The sequence below is a fragment of the Nocardia sp. NPDC088792 genome (genome assembly GCF_044750615.1).
Classification (GTDB): domain Bacteria; phylum Actinomycetota; class Actinomycetes; order Mycobacteriales; family Mycobacteriaceae; genus Nocardia.
On record NZ_JBIVKC010000005.1, the window covers coordinates 692,512 to 710,301 of the forward strand.

The following is a 17,790-nucleotide window of genomic DNA, read 5'->3' on the forward strand; positions in this document are numbered from 1 at the left end:
CGCCACCAAATCACCGGCGCCATCCCTCTAAGCTGTCTGCCGTGCGCGTACTCGTCATCGGCTCTGGTGCCCGTGAACATGCCCTCGTCCTGGCGCTGCGCCGGGACCCGGCGGTGACCGCGGTGACCGCGGCGCCCGGTAATGCCGGGATCGCCCAGCACGCGACCGTCCGGCAGGTCGACCCGTCGTCGGGCGACGAGGTGGTGGCGCTGGCCCGGGAGCTGAAGGCCGATCTCGTGGTGATCGGGCCCGAGGTGCCGCTGGTGCTCGGCGTCGCCGATGCGGTGCGGGCGGCCGGGATTCCGGCGTTCGGGCCGTCGGCGGCCGCGGCCCGCATCGAAGGGTCGAAGGCGTTCGCCAAGGACGTGATGAACGCGGCCGGCGTGCGCACCGCGCACAGCGAGATCGTCGATCATCCGGGTGAGCTGGATGCCGCGCTGGATCGCTTCGGGCCGACCTGGGTGGTGAAGGACGACGGGCTGGCCGCGGGCAAGGGCGTCGTCGTGACCGCAGACCGGTCGGTCGCCCGCGAGCACGGTGCGGAACTGCTCGAGCAGGGCCACCCGGTGCTGCTCGAATCCTTCCTGGACGGACCCGAGGTCTCCCTGTTCTGCCTCGTCGACGGCGAGACCGTGGTGCCGCTGCTGCCCGCCCAGGACCACAAGCGCGTCGGCGACGGCGACACCGGGCCCAATACCGGCGGCATGGGCGCGTACACGCCGCTGCCGTGGCTGCCGGCGGAGACCCTCGACGCCATTGTCGAGGATGTGGTGAAACCCGTTGCGGCCGAAATGGTTCGCCGCGGCGTGCCGTTCTCCGGCCTGCTCTACGCGGGCCTCGCGGTCGGCCAGGCCGGGCCCGCCGTCATCGAATTCAACTGCCGCTTCGGCGATCCCGAGACCCAGGCCGTGCTCGCCATGCTGGACTCGCCGCTCGGTGAACTCCTGAACGCCACCGCCACCGGCACCCTGGACCAGGTGGCCGCGCCGCGCTGGAAGGACGGCTCGGCCGTCACCGTCGTGCTCGCCGCCGAGAACTACCCGGGCCGCCCGCGCACCGGCGATGTCATCAACGGCGCCGAATCGAGTGGCGCCGGAACCGAATCCGAGATCCTGCACGCCGGCACCACCCAGCGCGCGGACGGCGCCCTCGTCTCCGCGGGCGGCCGGGTGCTCGCCATTGTCGGCCAGGGCGCGGATCTCGACGAGGCCCGCAAGAACGCGTACGCCCGCATCGCCGGGGTCAAGCTGCCGGGTGGCCATTACCGCACCGATATCGCGCTCGCCGCCACCGAGGGCCGCATCAGCATCCCCACCCCGGTCTGAGCCCCATTACGTACGAGAGTCGTTTCAGCCGACCACGATTCCGCGCTGGGCCAGCCAGGGTTGCGGATCGACGTGCTGACCGTTGACGAGGATCTCGAAGTGCAGGTGCGGTCCGGTCGAATCGCCGCGATTGCCGATCCGGGCGATCTGCAGACCGGCGGGCACCCGTTCGCCCACCGAGACCGAGAAGTCGTACATGTGGCCGTAGACGGAGATGGTGCCGTCATCGTGGCGGATGCGGACCCAGAGGCCGAAGCCCTGGGCGGGACCCGCGTCGATGACCGTGCCGGCGGCGACCGCGTAGATGGGTGAGCCGATCGGCGCGGCAATGTCGATGCCCCAGTGGAAGGTTCCCCAGCGCATGCCGTAGCCGGAGCTGAACACGCCGCGGGCGGGCAGGACGAAACCGCCTACGCCGGGGATCACGAAGCCGGGCGGGAGCGCGGTATCGGGGGCGGCCGGCGCGTTCATCCACGGCTGCGGCTGACCCGCCACCGCGGCGGCGGCCTCGGCCTTGGCGCGATCGAGGGTGGCGCGGGCCGCGTCCTCGACCACGGCCTGCTCGCGCAGGTGCTCACCATTGTTGATGGCGTCCAGATACCGCTTCGACGTCTCGGGCGAGGCCTGGATCTGTAGCGGGTACTGCACCGGAACGCGGAGTGCCACACCGGCTTCCACCGGCGCGTCGGTCGGGATGAGCGCGAGGGCGCTGTCCGCGCCCGCGAACACCAGCACCAGCACCAGGCCGCCGATCAGCACGCGATGCCGGATGGACCAGGCCCGCACGATCGGCCACTGTCGTTTCGCCTCGGCGCGCCCGCGGGCGGGTAGCCCCTTGACCTCGGCCCAGGACCGCGGCCGTAGCTCCCAGGTCTGCCGTGCCCGTTCCCGCGCCACTCCGGCCTGCTCCCGCAGGAAGGCCGTCGTCACGCGGGCGGCCTGTGCGAGTTCCCGGCGTGCCCGGGAGGGTTCGTCGTGCGTCCGCAGGTGGGAGAGCACGCCCGGGGTGTATCGGCTCACGCCGACGTGGAACGACTTTCTGGTCTCGGGCGGGTCGTCGCCGGTCTCCCGGCGCGCCTCGTCGGTGGTCGGTCCCCCCTGCACTGAACCCTCCTCAGGCATTCCGGCGGCCATCGCGGGGTAAGTCTCGACAGGCATTGCGGGGCAAACGGGGGAGCGGGTGCTCTACCGTCTGTCGAGTGCGTATCGAATCTCGCCGGTCGGCCATTCCACCTTTTTACGTGATGGACGTCTGGAAAGCAGCAGCTGAACGGGCCCGAACTCACGGGGATGTGCTCGTGCTGGCCGCGGGCCAGCCGTCGACTCCGGCGCCGCGGGCGGTGCTGCGGGCCACCAAGGCCGCCATGGACAGCGAATTGCTCGGCTACACCGAGACTTTCGGGATTCTGCCGCTGCGGGAGGCCATCGCCGAGCATCACCGGAGCACCTACGGGGTGCGGGTGGATGCGGATGATGTGGTGGTGACGACCGGTTCGTCCGGCGCGTTCACGCTGATCTTCCTGGCCGCTTTCGATGCCGGGGACACCGTGGTGGTGGCGCGGCCGGGGTATCCGGCGTACCGGAATACCCTCGCGGCGCTGGGTTGTGGCGTGGTGGAGCTGGATTGCGGGCCGGAAACCCGGTTCCAGCCGACCGTGGCCATGCTGGAGGCGCTACCCGAGCCGCCCGCGGGCCTGATCGTGGCGAGTCCGGCCAATCCGACCGGGACCATGATCGCGCCGGGCGAGCTGGCCGCGCTGGCGCGCTGGTGCGATGCGCACGGCACGCTGCTGATCTCCGATGAGATCTACCACGGCATCGTTTACGACGACACCGAACCGACTTCCTCGGCGTGGGAGACCTCGCGGGACTCGGTCGTCATCGGGTCGGTGTCGAAATACTTCTCCATGACCGGCTGGCGGCTGGGCTGGATGCTGGTGCCGGAGCATCTGCGGCCCGCATTGCAGCGGCTGGCATCGAACATGACGGTCTGTCCGCCGGCTATTTCCCAGTACGCGGCCGTGCATGCGTTCGGCGCGGAGGCGAAGGAAGAACTGGACGGCCATGTACGCCGGTATGCGGAGAATCGGCAGCTGTTGTTGTCGAGGCTGCCGAAGTTGAGCATCACCGATCTTGCCCCGGCCGATGGTGCGTTCTACGCGTACGCGGATATCGCGCACCTGACCGATGATTCGATGCGCTGGTGCACCGAGGTGCTGGACGCGACGGGTGTGGCGCTGGCGCCGGGCATCGACTTCGACACCGTCAACGGGCTGCACACGGTTCGCTTCTCGTTCGCGGGGTCGAGTGCCGACATCGAGCAGGCACTCGACCGGTTGGAACGCTATTTGGCCTGATACGTCAGGGTTTTCCGGTCTCGCCCACCGGATCGCGCCCATGGGGTACAAAGGCATTGATTGCGTTTCTGCACGGCTTCCCCGCATGCCCATCCGAAGTGGAATCACCACAGATCGCACAGATTCGGCCCTGATGACTTGATGATGACTGGCACGATTGCACCGTGACCACTGCGACGACACCGAAAGGCGAACGGCGTCGCCAAGCGCTGGTTTCGGCCGCCGCCGAGTTGCTGCTCGAAGGTGGCTTCGAAGCGGTTCGGCATCGCTCGGTGGCGACCCGCGCGGAATTACCGCTCGCGTCGACCACCTACTACTTCGCGTCGCTCGAGGATTTGATCGCCCGGGCGGTCGAGTTCTCCGGCAATGCCGAATTGGATGCCATGCGCCGCCGGGTCGGTGAGGTGACTCACCGCCGGCGGGGCACCGACGCGACCGTCGATCTGGTCCTCGATCTGCTGGTCGGTCCCGAGCCGCAGGACGGGGATTCGCGCGGTCAGCTCATTGCCCGCTATGAGCGGTCGGTGGCGTCGGCGCGGCATCCCGAGCTACGGGATGTGCAGATCCGACTACGCGCCCAGCTCGATGAGCTGCTCGCCGACGTGCTGCGCCGGTCCGACCGGGTGGTCCGGCCCGAGCAGTTGCGGCGGCTGGTCGCCGTCGTCGACGGGGCCGTCGTGACCGCGCTCAGCGAGTTCGATCCGCAGCCCCGCCGCATGGCCAGGGGGGCGCTGCTGGAGGTCATCGACATCGTCGCGCCACCGGCGTAAGAGGGTGGGCATACCGCCGGTAAACTCGCTTGACGTGAGCTTTGTGCCGAACGTCCTCGCCACCCGTTATGCCAGCCCCGAGTTGGTGCACCTGTGGTCGCCCGAGAACAAGATCGTGCTCGAGCGGCGGCTGTGGCTGGAGGTGCTGCGCGCTCAGTCGGAGCTGGGGGTGGAGGTTCCGGCCGGGGCGATCGCCGATTACGAGCGGGTGATCGATCAGGTCGACCTGAAGTCGATCGCGGAGCGGGAGCGGGTGACGCGCCACGATGTGAAGGCGCGCATCGAGGAGTTCAATGCGCTTGCGGGGCATGAGCAGGTGCACAAGGGCATGACCTCGCGCGATCTCACCGAGAACGTCGAGCAGCTGCAGATCCGGCTGTCGCTGGAGCACGTGTACGGCCACGGGGTGGCGATCGCGGCGCGGCTGACCGAGCGCGCGGCGCAGTATCAGACCTTGGTGATGGCGGGCCGTTCGCACAATGTGGCGGCGCAGGCCACCACGCTGGGTAAGCGATTCGCTTCGGCCGCAGACGAATTGCTCATTGCGCTGACCCGGTTGCGGGAGCTGATCGACCGTTATCCGTTGCGCGGCATCAAGGGTCCGATGGGCACCGCGCAGGACATGCTGGATCTGCTGGGCGGTGACGCGGGCAAGCTGGCGCAGCTGGAGCAGAAGGTGGCGCGGCACTTGGGTTTCGCGAACGTCTTCACCAGCGTCGGTCAGATCTATCCGCGGTCGCTGGATCACGATGTGCTGTCGGCGCTGGTGCAGGTGGGCGCCGGGCCGTCGTCCTTCGCGCACACGATTCGCCTGATGGCGGGCCACGAGCTGGTGACCGAGGGCTTCCAGCCGGGTCAGGTCGGTTCGTCGGCCATGCCGCACAAGATGAACACCCGTTCGTGCGAGCGCGTGAACGGCCTGCAGGTGGTGCTGCGCGGCTACGGGTCGATGGCCGCCGAGCTGGCGGGCGCGCAGTGGAACGAGGGCGACGTCTTCTGTTCCGTGGTGCGCCGGGTGGCCTTGCCGGACGCGTTCTTCGCCATCGACGGCATGATGGAGACCTTCCTGACAGTGCTGGCCGAATTCGGCGCCTACCCCGCCGTGGTGGATCGCGAACTCAACCGTTACCTGCCGTTCCTGGCCACCACCCGCATCCTGATGGCCGCGGTCCGCGCCGGTGTCGGCCGCGAGACCGCGCACGAGGTCATCAAGGAGCACGCGGTGGCGGTGGCCCTGGCCATGCGTGAGCAGGGCCGCGAGCCCGATCTGCTGGACCGGCTGGCCGGCGATGACCGGATGCCGCTGGATCGTGCGGCCCTCGACGCGGCCCTGGCCGATCGTTCCGCCTTCATCGGCGCGGCCGAGGCGCAGACCGCCGAGGTGATCGCGCAGGTCCAGAAGCTGGTGGACGCCAACCCCGAAGCGGCCCGCTACACCCCGTCGCCGATCCTCTAGGCGACTGGAGCGGCTCTCCAGGCGATGAGAGTGAATCATTTCGCCCCGGCTTCTGAACGGAGCCGGGGGCGAAATGCGGTGTGGGGCAGGCGAGAGCCGTTGCCGCGCCGGAGGCGGCGCGGTGACGGGGCTGTGATGGGCGGGTCCTATGCTCGCCGGATGAATCCGTACACCATCTTTTCGGACATCGTTGCCGGTCGGGCGCCTTCGAGCAAGGTGTTCGAGGACGAGGAGGTGCTGGCGTTCATGGATATTCGGCCGGTGACGCCGGGGCATGTGCTGGTGATTCCGAAGGTTCCGGCGCGGAGTCTGGCGGAGTTGGATCCGGCGTTGGGGGGCAAGCTGTTTCGGGTGGGGCAGCAGGTGGCGGCGGCGCTGCGGGCGTCGGAGGTGGGGTGTGACGGGGTGAATTTCTTTCTGGCCGATGGGGTGACGGCGGGGCAGGAGGTGTTTCATGTGCACCTGCACGTGATTCCGCGCACGCCGGGGGACGGTTTCGGATTGCGGGCGCGGCCGACCACGCCGCCGCGGGCGGACCTGGATTACCTGGCGGGTTCCATTCGCGGTATGTTCCCCGGAATCGTCGGCGAGTAATAGCGTATTGGCATTACCATAAGCGAACCGTGCGGTTTGCCAGCGACACGCCATACGGGGATTCGACCGCTTCACGGCTGTTGCTCGAGTTACTTTTGAAAGTGATCGTGGTGGGCTGATGGAGGTGGGGATATGCGTAGAAGAGTCGTTGCCGCAGCGATTTTGGCAATCGCGGCAGGTTTGCTGAGTCCGGTTATCGCTACCCCGGCAACCGCCCGGGCGGCACAGGTGGTCCGCGTCGACGAGCTGAGCGCGACCCGCTCGGCGATCTTCGTCGACTCGCCCGCCATGGGCCGCACCATTCAGGTGCAGGTGCTGCATCCACCGGGCGGCGGTTCCCGCCCCACCTACTACCTGCTCGACGGCCTGGACCCGGGTGCGACCCAGAGCACCTGGACCAATGCCACCGACGCCGAGCCGTTCTTCCAGGGCAAGGACGTGAACGTGGTGCTGCCCATGGGCGGCCAGGCCAGCTACTACACCGACTGGGCCGCCGATGATCCGCGCTTCGGCCGCTATCAGTGGGAAACCTTTCTGACACAAGAGCTTCCGCCGCTGATCGACGCGAACTTCTCCGGTAACGGGGTGAACGCCATCGGTGGGCTGTCGATGGGCGGGATCGCGGCTTTCGTTCTCGCGGTGCGGCATCCGGACATGTATCGCGCGGTCGCCGGCTACAGCGCGTGCCCGGATCTCACGATCGCGGAGGGCGCCGTCCTGTTCTCGATCGCGAATCGCGGTGGCAATCCGCTGAACATGTGGGGCGGGCCCACGAGTCCCGAATGGGCGGCGCACAATCCGGCCATGCTGACCGAGGCCCTGCGCGGTAAGACGCTGTTCCTGTCCACCGGCACCGGTATTCCCGGTCCGCACGAGCTGGAGATCAAACCGCAGCTGCCGGAGAACATCTTCTTCGGCGGTCCCATCGAGTTCGGTGTGGATGCCTGTGTCACGTCGTTCGAGCAGCGGCTGCGGTCGCTGAACATTCCGGCGCGGGTGGAGCACAATCCGGTCGGCACACATTCGTGGTCGTACTGGCAGGACACACTGCACGATTCGTGGCCGACCATCGGTCCCGCGATCGGCGCGTGAGCGGGCGCGGGTGAATCAGGCGCCGGGACGGTTGAATTCACCGTCCTTGGCGCCGGCCACGAAGGCCTGCCATTCGCCGGGCGTGAAGATCAGTACGGGCCCTTCGGGATTGCGTGAGTCACGCAGTCCGATATTGCCGCTGGAGAGGAAGGCGATCTCGACGCCGTCCGTGCGGTCGTCGCTGCGCCGCCAGACGGCGTCGGCGTCGATCTCGCGGTTCTTTGCTTCCACTAGCGGCCTCCCCGGGGATTTATGACAGCGAGTACTGGTCAGTGATGCGGATCGCACTCATAATGCCAGGGTTTGTGCGGGGTCCGGATCGGATATTCCATTCTGTGTCAGCGGAAGGAGGTCTGGTGCGCACGCCATGGTCGTCCCAGCAGCGGGCAGCTCCCATCTCCGATACATGCTCGGAGGTCCCGGCGCACTTCAATCGGGAACTCGCGAACAGTATCTTGCGGATTCACAGCAGCTGTCCGACTGATCAGTGTCCACGCCGGAAGGCAGCGGTGTTCTATCTCTACGAGCATCATCCACGGATGAACGCGTCGCGTACGCGGCGTGCTCGGTAAGGCAGTCAGCGCTCGGTAGCGAGGGTCAGCGTCCGGTTCGCCGCGCGCTGTCCTTCCCCCGACATGCCCGCGAGCATACCCAGCAGGAACGGGTCCCGTGGCGCTACTAACGTGGAGCCATGGCTTTGGACAGTGGTAGCGCGACCTCACAATCCGGCGCAGTGGTGACGGCGCCGATCGCCAAGCGGGTGCCGACGGAGCGCGTGCACCACGGGGATGTCTTCACCGATGAGTACGAGTGGCTGCGGGACAAGGAGAATCCCGAGGTCATCGCGTATCTGGAGGCGGAGAACGCGTATACGGACGCGCAGACCGCGAAGCTGGCGCCGCTGCGGGAGAAGATCTTCGAGGAGATCAAGGGCCGCATCCGGGAAACCGACCTGTCGCTGCCCACGCGCAGGGGTGAGTTCTGGTACTACTCGCGCTCGTTCGAGGGTAAGCAGCACGGCGTGCACTGCCGCTGCCCGATCACCGATCCCAGCGACTGGAACCCGCCGACGCTGGCGCCCGATGTCGAGATCCCGGGGGAGGAAGTGCTGCTGGACGAGAACGAACTGGCCGAGGGTAACGATTTCTTCGCCCTGGGCGCGTTCTCCATCAGCCGTGCGGGGGATCTGCTGGCCTACTCGGTCGATACGTCCGGCGAGGAGCGGTTCACGCTGCGGATCAAGGACCTGCGCACCGGTGAGCTGCTGAGCGATGAGATCGCCGGGATCTTCTACGGCGCCACCTGGTCACCGGACGGCACGCACCTCTTCTATCAGACGGTGGACGATGCCTGGCGGGCCGACAAGGTGTGGCGGCACCGGGTGGGTACCGGCCGGGATGCCGACGTGCTGGTTTTCCACGAGGAGGACGAGGCGTTCTCGGTCGGCGTCGGCATTACCCACTCGAAGAAGTACCTGGTCATCGGGAGCAGTTCCAAGATCACCAGTGAGGACTGGATCCTGGAGGCGGACAATCCGGAGGGCGAGTTCCGGGTGCTGATGCCGCGCCGCGAGGGCGTCGAGTATTCGGCCGAGCACGCGGTCATCGGCGGCGCGGACAAGCTGCTCATCCTGCACAACGATGTGGTGGACGGGGAGAAGGCCGTGAACTTCGTCCTCGCCGTGGCCCCGCTGTCCGATCCGGCCGATATGACCCTGCTCATCCCGCATCGCGACGATGTGCGGCTCGAGGGCATCGATTCCTTCGCAGACAAGCTGGTGCTGAGCTACCGTCAGGATGCGACGCCGCGAATCGCCTTGTGGCCGTTGACCTCCGAGGGTCTGGGTGAGCTGACGGACATCGACTTCGGCCTGACGTTGTTCTCCGCCGGGCTGGGCGCCAACCCGGAGTGGGACCCGCCGATGCTGCGGGTGGCGGTCACCTCCTTCATCACGCCCGCGCAGGTGTTCGACTATGTTCCCGGGACGGGTGAGCTGATCCTGCGCAAGGAGCAGGAGGTGGTGGGCGGCTACAACGCCGAGGACTATGTGCAGCAACGAGATTGGGCGGTCGCGGCGGACGGGACCCGGGTTCCGATCTCGCTGGTGATGCGCAAGGACGCGCCGGCGGGTCCGAAACCCTTGCTGCTGAACGGGTACGGCTCCTACGAGTCGCCCATCGACCCGTACTTTTCGCTGGCGCGGCTCTCGCTGATGGATCGTGGCATGGTTGTCGCGTTCGCGCATGTCCGCGGTGGTGGCGAGCTGGGGCGGCTCTGGTACGAGAACGGGAAGCTGCTCACCAAGAAGAACACGTTCACCGATTTCGTCTCGGTGGCAAGGCATCTGGCGGATACCGGGGTGACGGCGGCCGGCCGCATCGTGGCCGACGGCGGCAGCGCGGGCGGTCTGCTGATGGGCGCGGTGGCGAACCTGGCGCCGGAGATGTTCGCGGGCATTCTGACCAATGTGCCGTTCGTGGACCCGCTGACCTCCATCCTGGATCCGTCGCTGCCGCTCACCATCACCGAATGGGACGAGTGGGGTAATCCCTTGGCGGACAAGGAAGTCTACGAGTACATGAAGTCGTACGCGCCCTACGAGAACGTGGCGGCCAAGGACTATCCGGCCATCCTCGCCATTACGGGCCTGAACGACACTCGCGTCATGTACGTGGAGCCGGCGAAGTGGGTCGCGAAGCTGCGCGCCACCAAGACCGGTGACTCGCAGCTGCTGCTGAAGATCGATATGACCTCCGGCCACGGCGGCGTCAGCGGCCGCTACGAGAAGATCAAGGAGACGGCCTTCGAGTTCGCCTGGGTGCTCGACACGGTCGGTCTCGCCGACGCGTAGCGCCGAGTCGCCGGGCGGCCGCGCTCACTTACCGGACGCCCGGCGCCGTTTGCGTAGTTCCTCGGTCGGGACGATCGGGGTCGCGGTGTGTGTGAAGCCGCCGGATTCCTCGCGGGTGAGCGAGGAGCTCGGCGGGTGCTTGTCGAGCAGTTTCAGTACCCGTTTCATGTCGTCGAGCAGCAGGTCCGCCATATCGTGGCTGAAGCCGTGCCGGACCAGGACGCGCATGATGGTTTCGTCCTGCCGATCGCTCGGCAGCGGGTAGGCGGCGACGAGCCAGCCGCGGGTGCGGAGTTTCTCGGAGAGGTCGTAGAGGTTGAAGGTCTGTCCGTCCTTCAGCTTCCAGGACACGGCGGCGATGCCCTTGCGTGGGTCGCCGTCGTGGATGAGGTCGAAGAGCCCGAGCCGGTGCAGCCCGTTGGCCAGGTGCAGGGCGACGGAGTAGGTCGCGCCCTGGGCGCGCGCGTAGCCGACGTGGCCGAGCCGGATGAACTCGTAGTAGGAGGTCACCACCTGCCCGCCGGGGCGGGAGAAGTTGAGGTTGAAGGTGGCCATATTGCCGCCGAGGTAGTCGACGTTGAAGATGAGTTCTTCGGGCAGATCCTCGGCGCTGCGCCAGATGGCCCATCCGGCGCCGAGTGGCGCGAGGCCGGTCTTGTGTCCCGAGGCGTTGATGGACTTGACCCGGGGCAGCCGGAAGTCCCAATTGATATCGGGCGCGGTGAACGGCGCGAGGAAGCCGCCGCTGGCCGCGTCGACGTGGATGGGGATGTCCAGCCCGGTCTTCGCCTGCAGCTCGTCGAGGGCCTGACTGATGGCCTCGACGTCCTCGAAGAGCCCGGTGAAGGTCTGCCCGAAGGTCGGCACCACCATGATGGTGTTCTCGTCGCAGTAGTTCGTGAGGTCGTCCGGGTGCATGGTGAGACGGTCACCGCGCAAAGGGATCTGGCGGATCTCGACATCGAAGTAGCGAGCGAACTTCTCCCAGCACACCTGTACGGGTCCGCACACGAAGTTGGGAATGCCGGTGCCGCCCTTCTTGCGCCAGCGGAACTTGGCGGCGAGTCCGCCGAGCATGGCGGCCTCGCTGGAGCCGGTGGTGGAGGTGCCCAGCGTGGTGGCGGGGTCGGGGGCGTGCCACAGGTCGGCGAGCATGCGTACACAGCGCCGCTCGAGTTCGGCGGTCTGCGGGTATTCGTCCTTGTCGACGATGTTCTTGTCGATGGATTCGCTCATCAGACGGCGGGCCTGGTCGTCGATCCAGGTGGTGCAGAAGGTGGCGAGGTTCATCCGGGAGACGCCGTCGAGCAGCAGTTCGTCGTGAACGATCTGGTAGGCGACCTGCGGGGGAATCTCGGGTTTGGGGAATCCGGCCTTGGGTGCGCCCGCTTCCAGCGGGTGCATCGCGAACAGGTCATCGGATTCCGAGCTGCCGGTCATACGGCCTCCAGTCGTTTCAGAGCATGGTTCACCCTGAATTCAACTCCAGTCCCGGAACTATTGAAACCGCCTGGGTAAGCGATCGTTTCGTAACCAAGATAGTGTTGCTGAACGGTTACTATTCGCGCTGGGTGCTTTTGATTCACCTGTATGGGTGCGGTGCTTGTGTGTTGCTGGAGTTCTGGAAAGGACTGCGATGACCGGCACGGTGACCAAGGCAGCCACGGCCGCCAACTACATGTCCTGGGTGACGCTGGCGCTCATGACCACCAGTTCGGTGGCCAGCCTGCGCGCCGCGCCGACCATGGCCGTCTACGGCCTGGCCTGCGTGTTCCTGTACCTGTTGCCCGCGTTGCTGTTCCTGCTGCCGACCGCGTTCGTGGCGGCGGAGCTGGCGTCCGGGTGGGCCGGCGGGGTGTACAAGTGGGTGGGCGAGGGCATCTCGCAGCCGATGGGGTTCCTGGCGGTGTGGTGCCAGTTCGCCATGACGATCTTCTACTACCCGAGCCTGCTGGCCTATGTGGCAAGCACTTTCGCGTACATTATCGATCCGGCGCTGGCGGCGAACGGCGTGTACGTGGCGATCGTGATCATCACCATCTATTGGGCGGCGGTGTATGTGTCCTCGCAGGGGACCAAAACCGTTGCGGGACTGTCGAGTATGGGACTGATCATCGGGACGCTGATTCCCGGTGCGCTGCTGGTGATCCTGGGCTTCGTCTTTCTCGCGCAGGGCAATCCGTCCGCCGCGCCGATGGATTTCGACCATCTCTTCCCGGCCTGGACCGGGCTGGCCAGCCTGGTGCTGATCGTCAACAACTTCCTGTCCTATGCGGGCATGGAGATGAACGCGGTACACGTGTCCTCGCTGAAGGATCCGGGTAAGGAGTACCCGAAGGCCATGGCCATGGCGGTGGGCCTGGTGCTGGTGATCTTCATCGTGCCGGCCGTGATCATCAGCTGGGTGGTGCCGTCGCAGAATTTGAGCCTGACCGCCGGCGTCATGCAGGCGTTCGACGGGTTCTTCAACCATTTCGAGATCGGGTTCCTGACCCCGGTGCTGGGCGTCATGCTGGTGGCGGCGGCGCTGGGCGGCATGCTCACCTGGCTGGCCGGGCCGTCCAAGGGATTGCTGCTCATCGGGCGGCAGGAAGGCTACCTGCCGCCGATCCTCACCCGCTTGAACAAGCATGGCGTGCAACAGAACATGCTCGTCGCACAGGGTGTGGTGACCACATTGCTGGCGCTGCTGTACGCCTTCATCCCGAATGTCTCCAGCGCGTACTGGATTCTGTCGGTGATCACCACGCAGGTGTACCTGATCATGTACGTGCTCATGTTCATTGCCGCGATCCGGTTGCGCCGGGATCAGCCCGGCCATCCGCGCGGATACAAGGCGCCCGGGTTGATCGCGCTGTGCGCGCTCGGCACGGTGTCCTCGATCGCGGCCTTCCTGATCGGATTCGTGCCGCCCTCGCAGTACGGCAGCGGCAATGCGCTCGGCTATGTGGTGCTCATCGGGCTCGGCATGGGCATTGTCGGGCTGGTGATTCCGTACCTGTTCCTGCGCTTCCGTAAACCCGGATGGAAGACCGCGACGCCGGAGGAGGCACTGGCATGACCGATCTCGGCAATGCCCCCGTCGAAGCCCGCCGCCTCGTGTACGTGTCGGTGTCCGTGGTGCTGGTGGCCATCGCGGTCGCGGGCGTCATCATCTTCAACCAGCATCGGGTGAACGACACCGCCTTGCGCCGTGCGCAGGTGCTGCAGACCCGGCTGAGTGCGGCGGGGCTGGCCTCCCCGGATCCGCGGGTGATCGCCGATTCCCTCGGCGAGGACGGGGGACTGGTGTGCCAGAACCCGTCGTCGCCGCTGATCAAGGCCCGTTACGAGGCCTCGATCACCAATGGCGCCAGCGGTCCCGGTACGCGCCCGATCATTGCCGACAAGGACGTCTTCACCGCCACCGCGCTCGCCATCGAGGTCTATTGTCCGGACCGGCTTGCGTCGTACCTGGAGGAAACCGGCACCCTGAAGAAGGGGGACACGGTGAAATCGGATACGCACCAATGAGACAGGAGACCCGATGACCACAACCACAGGGACACAGGACGATGCACGCACCGCCGCGCTGCGGTCCGCCGTCCGCGACCTCATGCCGCGTGCGAAAAGTGATCTCACCGAACTGGTTTCGTACAAGTCCGTGTACGACCCGCGCCAGTTCCCGATCGAGGAGTGTCACCAGGCGGCGCAGTGGGTGGCCGACGCCTTCATCGCCGAAGGACTCACCGACGCCGCCCTGCACGAGACCCCCGACGGCAGTATGGCCGTCATCGCGCATCACCCGGCCCCGCCCGGCGCGCCGACCATCTTGCTCTACTGCCACTACGACGTGCAGCCGCCGCTCGGCGACGACGCCTGGCACACCCCGGTCTGGGAGCTGACCGAGAAGAACGGCCGCTGGTACGGCCGCGGCAGCGCCGACTGCAAGGGCAATATCGTCACCCACCTGACCGCGCTGCGGGCCCTGCGCCAGGTGCACGGGGACAATCTGCCGGTCGGCCTGGTGCTGGTCGCCGAGGGTTCGGAGGAGCAGGGCACGGGCGGCCTGGAGGAGTTCGTCCCGAAGAACGTGGACCTGCTGCGCGCCGACACCCTCCTCATCTGCGACTGCGGCAATTTCGCGGTCGGCGTGCCCACCTTCACGCAGACCCTGCGCGGCAATGTGAACGTGCTCGTCACGGTCGAAACCCTCAGTGGCCCGTTGCATTCGGGCATGTTCGGCGGCGCGGCCCCGGACGCCCTGGCGGCCATGATCCAGCTGCTGTCCACCCTGCGCGACGAGCACGGCAACACCACCGTGGACGGCCTGCGCAACGACCAGGTGTGGGACGGCCACGAATACCCGGCCGACCAGTTCCGCACCGATGCGAGCGCCCTCGACGGCGTGGACCTGCTCGGCAGCGGCAAGGTCGCCGACATGCTGTGGGCGCGACCGGCCTTGACCGTGCTCGGTATGGACGTCCCGGCGGTGGTCGGCTCCTCGGCGGCCATCCAGCCCAGGACCCGCGCCCGCCTCAACCTCCGGATCCCGCCGGGCATCAAGCCCGATGACGCCCTGAAATCCCTTACCTCCCACCTGGAATCGCATACCCCCTGGCACGCGAAGGTGACCATCGAGACCGAGGCCACGGGTTCCCCCTTCGTCGGCAGCACCGACGGTCCTGCCCGCCGGGCCATGGAGGACGCTTTCGCCGCCGCCTACGGCCGCCCCGCCACCACCGAGGGCCAGGGTGGCTCCATCCCCCTTTGCAACGTTTTCGCGGACACCTATCCGGACGCGGAGATCATGCTCATGGGCGTCGAGGAACCGAAATGCCTGATCCACGCACCCAACGAGAGTGTCGACCCCACTGAAATCGAGCACATGGCACTGGCCGAGGCATTGTTCCTGGCCTCGTACCGGAACGCTTGATCCGGTGGCAATTAGGTAGCAAACTCAACGATCGATGGAGTGACCGCACGATCCCTGCGACCAGCTAGGAGACGCTCGTGTCCGTCTTTCTGTATCGGTGGGGCAGATTCGCGTACCGGCGCAAGTGGATCGTGCTGCCCGTCTGGCTGCTGCTCTTCGTGCTGCTGGGCGGGCTCGGGGCCAAGCTCAAAGAGCCGATGAGCAATGACTTCACGATTCCGAACCTGCCGTCGCAGCGGGCCACCGACATTCTGGACAAGCATTTCCCGGGCATGTCGCAGGGATTCGAGCCGGGTGCGGTCACCGGCATCTATGTGATCGGGGCGCCCGCGGGCACGAAGCTCACCGCTCCGGGTAATCAGCAGGCCATCCAGTCGCTGGTGGACGATCTGGGGCAGCTGGGCATCGTCGATCACAGCAAGCCGCTGACGAATCCGGTCGCCGCGGCACAGTCCATGGGCTGCCTCGACGGTGACCGCACCGCCAGTGCGTTCATCTCCAAATGCAGTAACGCACCGCTGAACGTGCTCAACGGTCAGGATCCGGATTCGGTTGCGGTGCTGAATGTTCCGTTCACCATCAAGAACTTCGCGGACGTCACCGCCGATGATCGCAAGGCCGCCTACGACGCCGGGGACTCGGCGCGCAATGCCGGGCTGACCGTGGAGATGTCGGGCACCCTGGCCATGGAGCAGCAGCAGCCCAGCGGTAAGTCCGAAATGATCGGCATGGCCTTCGCTTTCGTGGTCATGGTGATCTCGTTCGGGGCCATCGTGGCGGCGTTCGTGCCGATCGTCACCGCCGTGGTGGGGCTCGGCGCGGCGACCTCGCTGATCTTCCTGGGCACCTCGATCATCGACGTGCCGAGCTTCACCACCTTCCTGGCCTCCATGATCGGCATCGCGCTGTCCATCGACTACGCGCTGTTCATCGTGTCCAGGTTCAAACATGAACTGGCGGTACAGGAGTCACCCGAGGAAGCCGCGGGCGTGGCCTTGGGCACCGCGGGCTCGGCGGTGGTGTTCGCGGGCCTGACCGTCATCATCGCGCTGGTCGGGCTGGCCATCGTCGGGGTGCGGTTCCTGACCTTCATGGGCCTGGGTGGCGCGGTGGCGGCCGGATTCGCGGTGCTGGTGGCGTTGACCCTGATGCCGGCGCTGCTGGGCGCGCTGGGGCGGTTCCTGTTCAAACCGAAACTGCCCGGTATCGCCCAGCACGATCCGGAGGACGACACCCAGGTCACCAATGGCATGCGGGTCGGCCGGCTGATCGGGCGCGTGCCCGTGGTGGCGCTCATCCTGAGCGTGCTGGTGCTGGGCCTGCTTGCGCTGCCCGCCACCAAGATTCAGCTGGGCCTGCCCGGCGAGGACAGCATGCCCAAGACCAGTACCATCCGGAAGGCGTACGACCTGCGCACCGAGGGCTTCGGCGCGGGCAGCAACGGCGTGCTGCAGATCGCCGTCGACCTCTCGAAGGTCGCGCCCGACCAGCGGCAGGCGGCGCTCACCGCACTGCACGACAAGCTCGCCTCCTACTCGGACATGAACTACGTGACCGACCCGGTGCTCAGTCCCGACGGGCAGGGCGCGCAATTCCAGGGCGTGCCCAGGACCGGGCCCAACGATCAGGACACCAAGAACCTGGTGAGCCGGGCCCGCGACGCCGAGGCGCAACTCCAGGCGCAATACGGCATGCAATACGGAATCACCGGCACCACAGCCATTTACGCGGATATCGACCACGTGCTGCTGAGCAAGATTCTGCCGTACCTGGCCATTGTGGCGGGCGCGGCGTTCCTGCTGCTGATCGCCGTATTCCGTTCCGTGCTGGTGCCTTTGACGGCCGCGCTCGGCTTCCTGCTGTCCATGGCCGCCACGTTCGGCGCGACGGTGCTGATATTCCAGGACGGCAAATTCGGCATCATCTCCGAGCCGCGGCCCATCATCAGTTTCATGCCGATCATGTTGATCGGCTTGGTATTCGGTCTGGCCATGGACTACCAGGTGTTCCTGGTGACCCGCATGCGCGAGGAATTCGTGCACGGCAAACCGCCCACCGAGGCCATGGTCTCCGGCTACCACCACGGCGCGCGGGTGGTCACCTCGGCGGCCATCATCATGATCTTCGTTTTCGGCTCCTTCATGCTGGAACCGGATGTCACCGCCAAGTCCATGGGTTTCGCGCTGGCCGCGGGCGTGCTGCTGGACGCCTTCCTGGTGCGCATGGTGCTGATTCCGTCGCTGCTGGTGCTGATGGGCAAGTGGGCGTGGTGGATTCCGAACTGGCTCAGCAGGATCGTGCCCGATATCGACGTGGAGGGCGCGCGCCTGCGGGAGATCCAGCAGCGGGCGGCGGCGGTGCGTGAGGAGGAACCGTCCGGCGTGCACTGAGGCACGCGGTGCGCCGTGCCGCGGCAACCGCTACGCTGCC

The 17,790-nt window shown here is 66.7% G+C and carries 14 protein-coding genes; 11 read left to right on the plus strand and 3 right to left on the minus strand.

All coding sequences use genetic code 11. From position 1 onward, the window contains the following. Positions 1 to 41 precede the first annotated feature (41 nt). Positions 42 to 1,325 (plus strand): phosphoribosylamine--glycine ligase, encoded by a 1,284-nt coding sequence (gene purD / locus ACIP5Y_RS35460; protein WP_400356747.1) that lies wholly within the window; start codon positions 42 to 44, stop codon positions 1,323 to 1,325. Between the two features lie 24 nt (positions 1,326 to 1,349). On the opposite strand, the gene ACIP5Y_RS35465 is transcribed toward purD, so the two are convergent. After that, positions 1,350 to 2,429, minus strand: coding sequence for a M23 family metallopeptidase (locus ACIP5Y_RS35465; RefSeq protein ID WP_400356748.1), 1,080 nt, complete (start codon positions 2,427 to 2,429; stop codon positions 1,350 to 1,352). 95 nt (positions 2,430 to 2,524) lie between these two features. Between ACIP5Y_RS35465 and ACIP5Y_RS35470 the strand changes: the two genes are divergently transcribed. From ACIP5Y_RS35470 to ACIP5Y_RS35490, 5 genes are all read left to right on the plus strand, one after another. Then, entirely contained in the window at positions 2,525 to 3,682 is a 1,158-nt protein-coding gene (locus ACIP5Y_RS35470; RefSeq protein ID WP_400356749.1) for a pyridoxal phosphate-dependent aminotransferase, read from the plus strand. A gap of 164 nt (positions 3,683 to 3,846) precedes the next feature. After that, positions 3,847 to 4,452, plus strand: a complete 606-nt coding sequence (locus ACIP5Y_RS35475) for a TetR/AcrR family transcriptional regulator (RefSeq protein ID WP_397005074.1) — start codon at positions 3,847 to 3,849, stop codon at positions 4,450 to 4,452. Between the two features lie 34 nt (positions 4,453 to 4,486). Then, entirely contained in the window at positions 4,487 to 5,908 is a 1,422-nt protein-coding gene (gene purB, locus ACIP5Y_RS35480) for an adenylosuccinate lyase (protein WP_400356750.1), read from the plus strand. A gap of 159 nt (positions 5,909 to 6,067) precedes the next feature. Further along, positions 6,068 to 6,502 carry an HIT family protein gene (locus ACIP5Y_RS35485; protein WP_400356751.1) on the plus strand — a complete coding sequence of 145 codons (435 nt, stop codon included), beginning with the start codon at positions 6,068 to 6,070 and terminating at the stop codon, positions 6,500 to 6,502. A 132-nt stretch (positions 6,503 to 6,634) separates the two neighbouring features. Then, a complete protein-coding gene (locus ACIP5Y_RS35490; RefSeq protein ID WP_400356752.1) occupies positions 6,635 to 7,594 on the plus strand; it encodes an alpha/beta hydrolase in 960 nt (319 codons plus the stop codon). 15 nt (positions 7,595 to 7,609) lie between these two features. On the opposite strand, the gene ACIP5Y_RS35495 is transcribed toward ACIP5Y_RS35490, so the two are convergent. Continuing rightward, a complete protein-coding gene (locus ACIP5Y_RS35495; RefSeq protein WP_400356753.1) occupies positions 7,610 to 7,825 on the minus strand; it encodes a DUF397 domain-containing protein in 216 nt (71 codons plus the stop codon). 460 nt (positions 7,826 to 8,285) lie between these two features. Between ACIP5Y_RS35495 and ACIP5Y_RS35500 the strand changes: the two genes are divergently transcribed. After that, positions 8,286 to 10,445, plus strand: coding sequence for a S9 family peptidase (locus ACIP5Y_RS35500; RefSeq protein ID WP_400356754.1), 2,160 nt, complete (start codon positions 8,286 to 8,288; stop codon positions 10,443 to 10,445). A gap of 24 nt (positions 10,446 to 10,469) precedes the next feature. Here the strand turns inward: ACIP5Y_RS35500 and ACIP5Y_RS35505 are convergent, their stop codons facing one another. Then, on the minus strand, positions 10,470 to 11,885 hold the full coding sequence (locus ACIP5Y_RS35505; RefSeq protein ID WP_400356755.1) for a glutamate decarboxylase: 1,416 nt from the start codon (positions 11,883 to 11,885) through the stop codon (positions 10,470 to 10,472). A 196-nt stretch (positions 11,886 to 12,081) separates the two neighbouring features. Between ACIP5Y_RS35505 and ACIP5Y_RS35510 the strand changes: the two genes are divergently transcribed. From ACIP5Y_RS35510 to ACIP5Y_RS35525, 4 genes are all read left to right on the plus strand, one after another. Further along, the gene (locus ACIP5Y_RS35510) at positions 12,082 to 13,506 is read left to right on the plus strand and encodes an APC family permease (protein ID WP_400356756.1); all 1,425 of its coding nucleotides are present in this window, start codon (positions 12,082 to 12,084) and stop codon (positions 13,504 to 13,506) included. Further along, the gene (locus ACIP5Y_RS35515; protein ID WP_400356757.1) at positions 13,503 to 13,958 is read left to right on the plus strand and encodes a hypothetical protein; all 456 of its coding nucleotides are present in this window, start codon (positions 13,503 to 13,505) and stop codon (positions 13,956 to 13,958) included. Before ACIP5Y_RS35510 ends, ACIP5Y_RS35515 begins: the two co-directional genes overlap by 4 nt. 13 nt (positions 13,959 to 13,971) lie before the next feature. Further along, positions 13,972 to 15,360 (plus strand): dipeptidase, encoded by a 1,389-nt coding sequence (locus ACIP5Y_RS35520; RefSeq protein ID WP_400356758.1) that lies wholly within the window; start codon positions 13,972 to 13,974, stop codon positions 15,358 to 15,360. 77 nt (positions 15,361 to 15,437) lie between these two features. Further along, entirely contained in the window at positions 15,438 to 17,750 is a 2,313-nt protein-coding gene (locus ACIP5Y_RS35525) for an MMPL family transporter (protein WP_400356759.1), read from the plus strand. Positions 17,751 to 17,790: the final 40 nt, after the last annotated feature.

Excerpts from the sequence above, each read along its gene's own strand:
- ACIP5Y_RS35510 (WP_400356756.1), top strand. The coding sequence starts at position 12,082 with ATGACCGGCACGGTGACCAAGGCAGCCACGGCCGCCAACTACATGTCC.
- ACIP5Y_RS35485 (WP_400356751.1), top strand. The coding sequence starts at position 6,068 with ATGAATCCGTACACCATCTTTTCGGACATCGTTGCCGGTCGGGCGCCT.
- ACIP5Y_RS35505 (WP_400356755.1), bottom strand. The coding sequence starts at position 11,885 with ATGACCGGCAGCTCGGAATCCGATGACCTGTTCGCGATGCACCCGCTG.
- ACIP5Y_RS35500 (WP_400356754.1), top strand. The coding sequence starts at position 8,286 with ATGGCTTTGGACAGTGGTAGCGCGACCTCACAATCCGGCGCAGTGGTG.
- ACIP5Y_RS35490 (WP_400356752.1), top strand. The coding sequence starts at position 6,635 with ATGCGTAGAAGAGTCGTTGCCGCAGCGATTTTGGCAATCGCGGCAGGT.
- ACIP5Y_RS35515 (WP_400356757.1), top strand. The coding sequence starts at position 13,503 with ATGACCGATCTCGGCAATGCCCCCGTCGAAGCCCGCCGCCTCGTGTAC.
- ACIP5Y_RS35520 (WP_400356758.1), top strand. The coding sequence starts at position 13,972 with ATGACCACAACCACAGGGACACAGGACGATGCACGCACCGCCGCGCTG.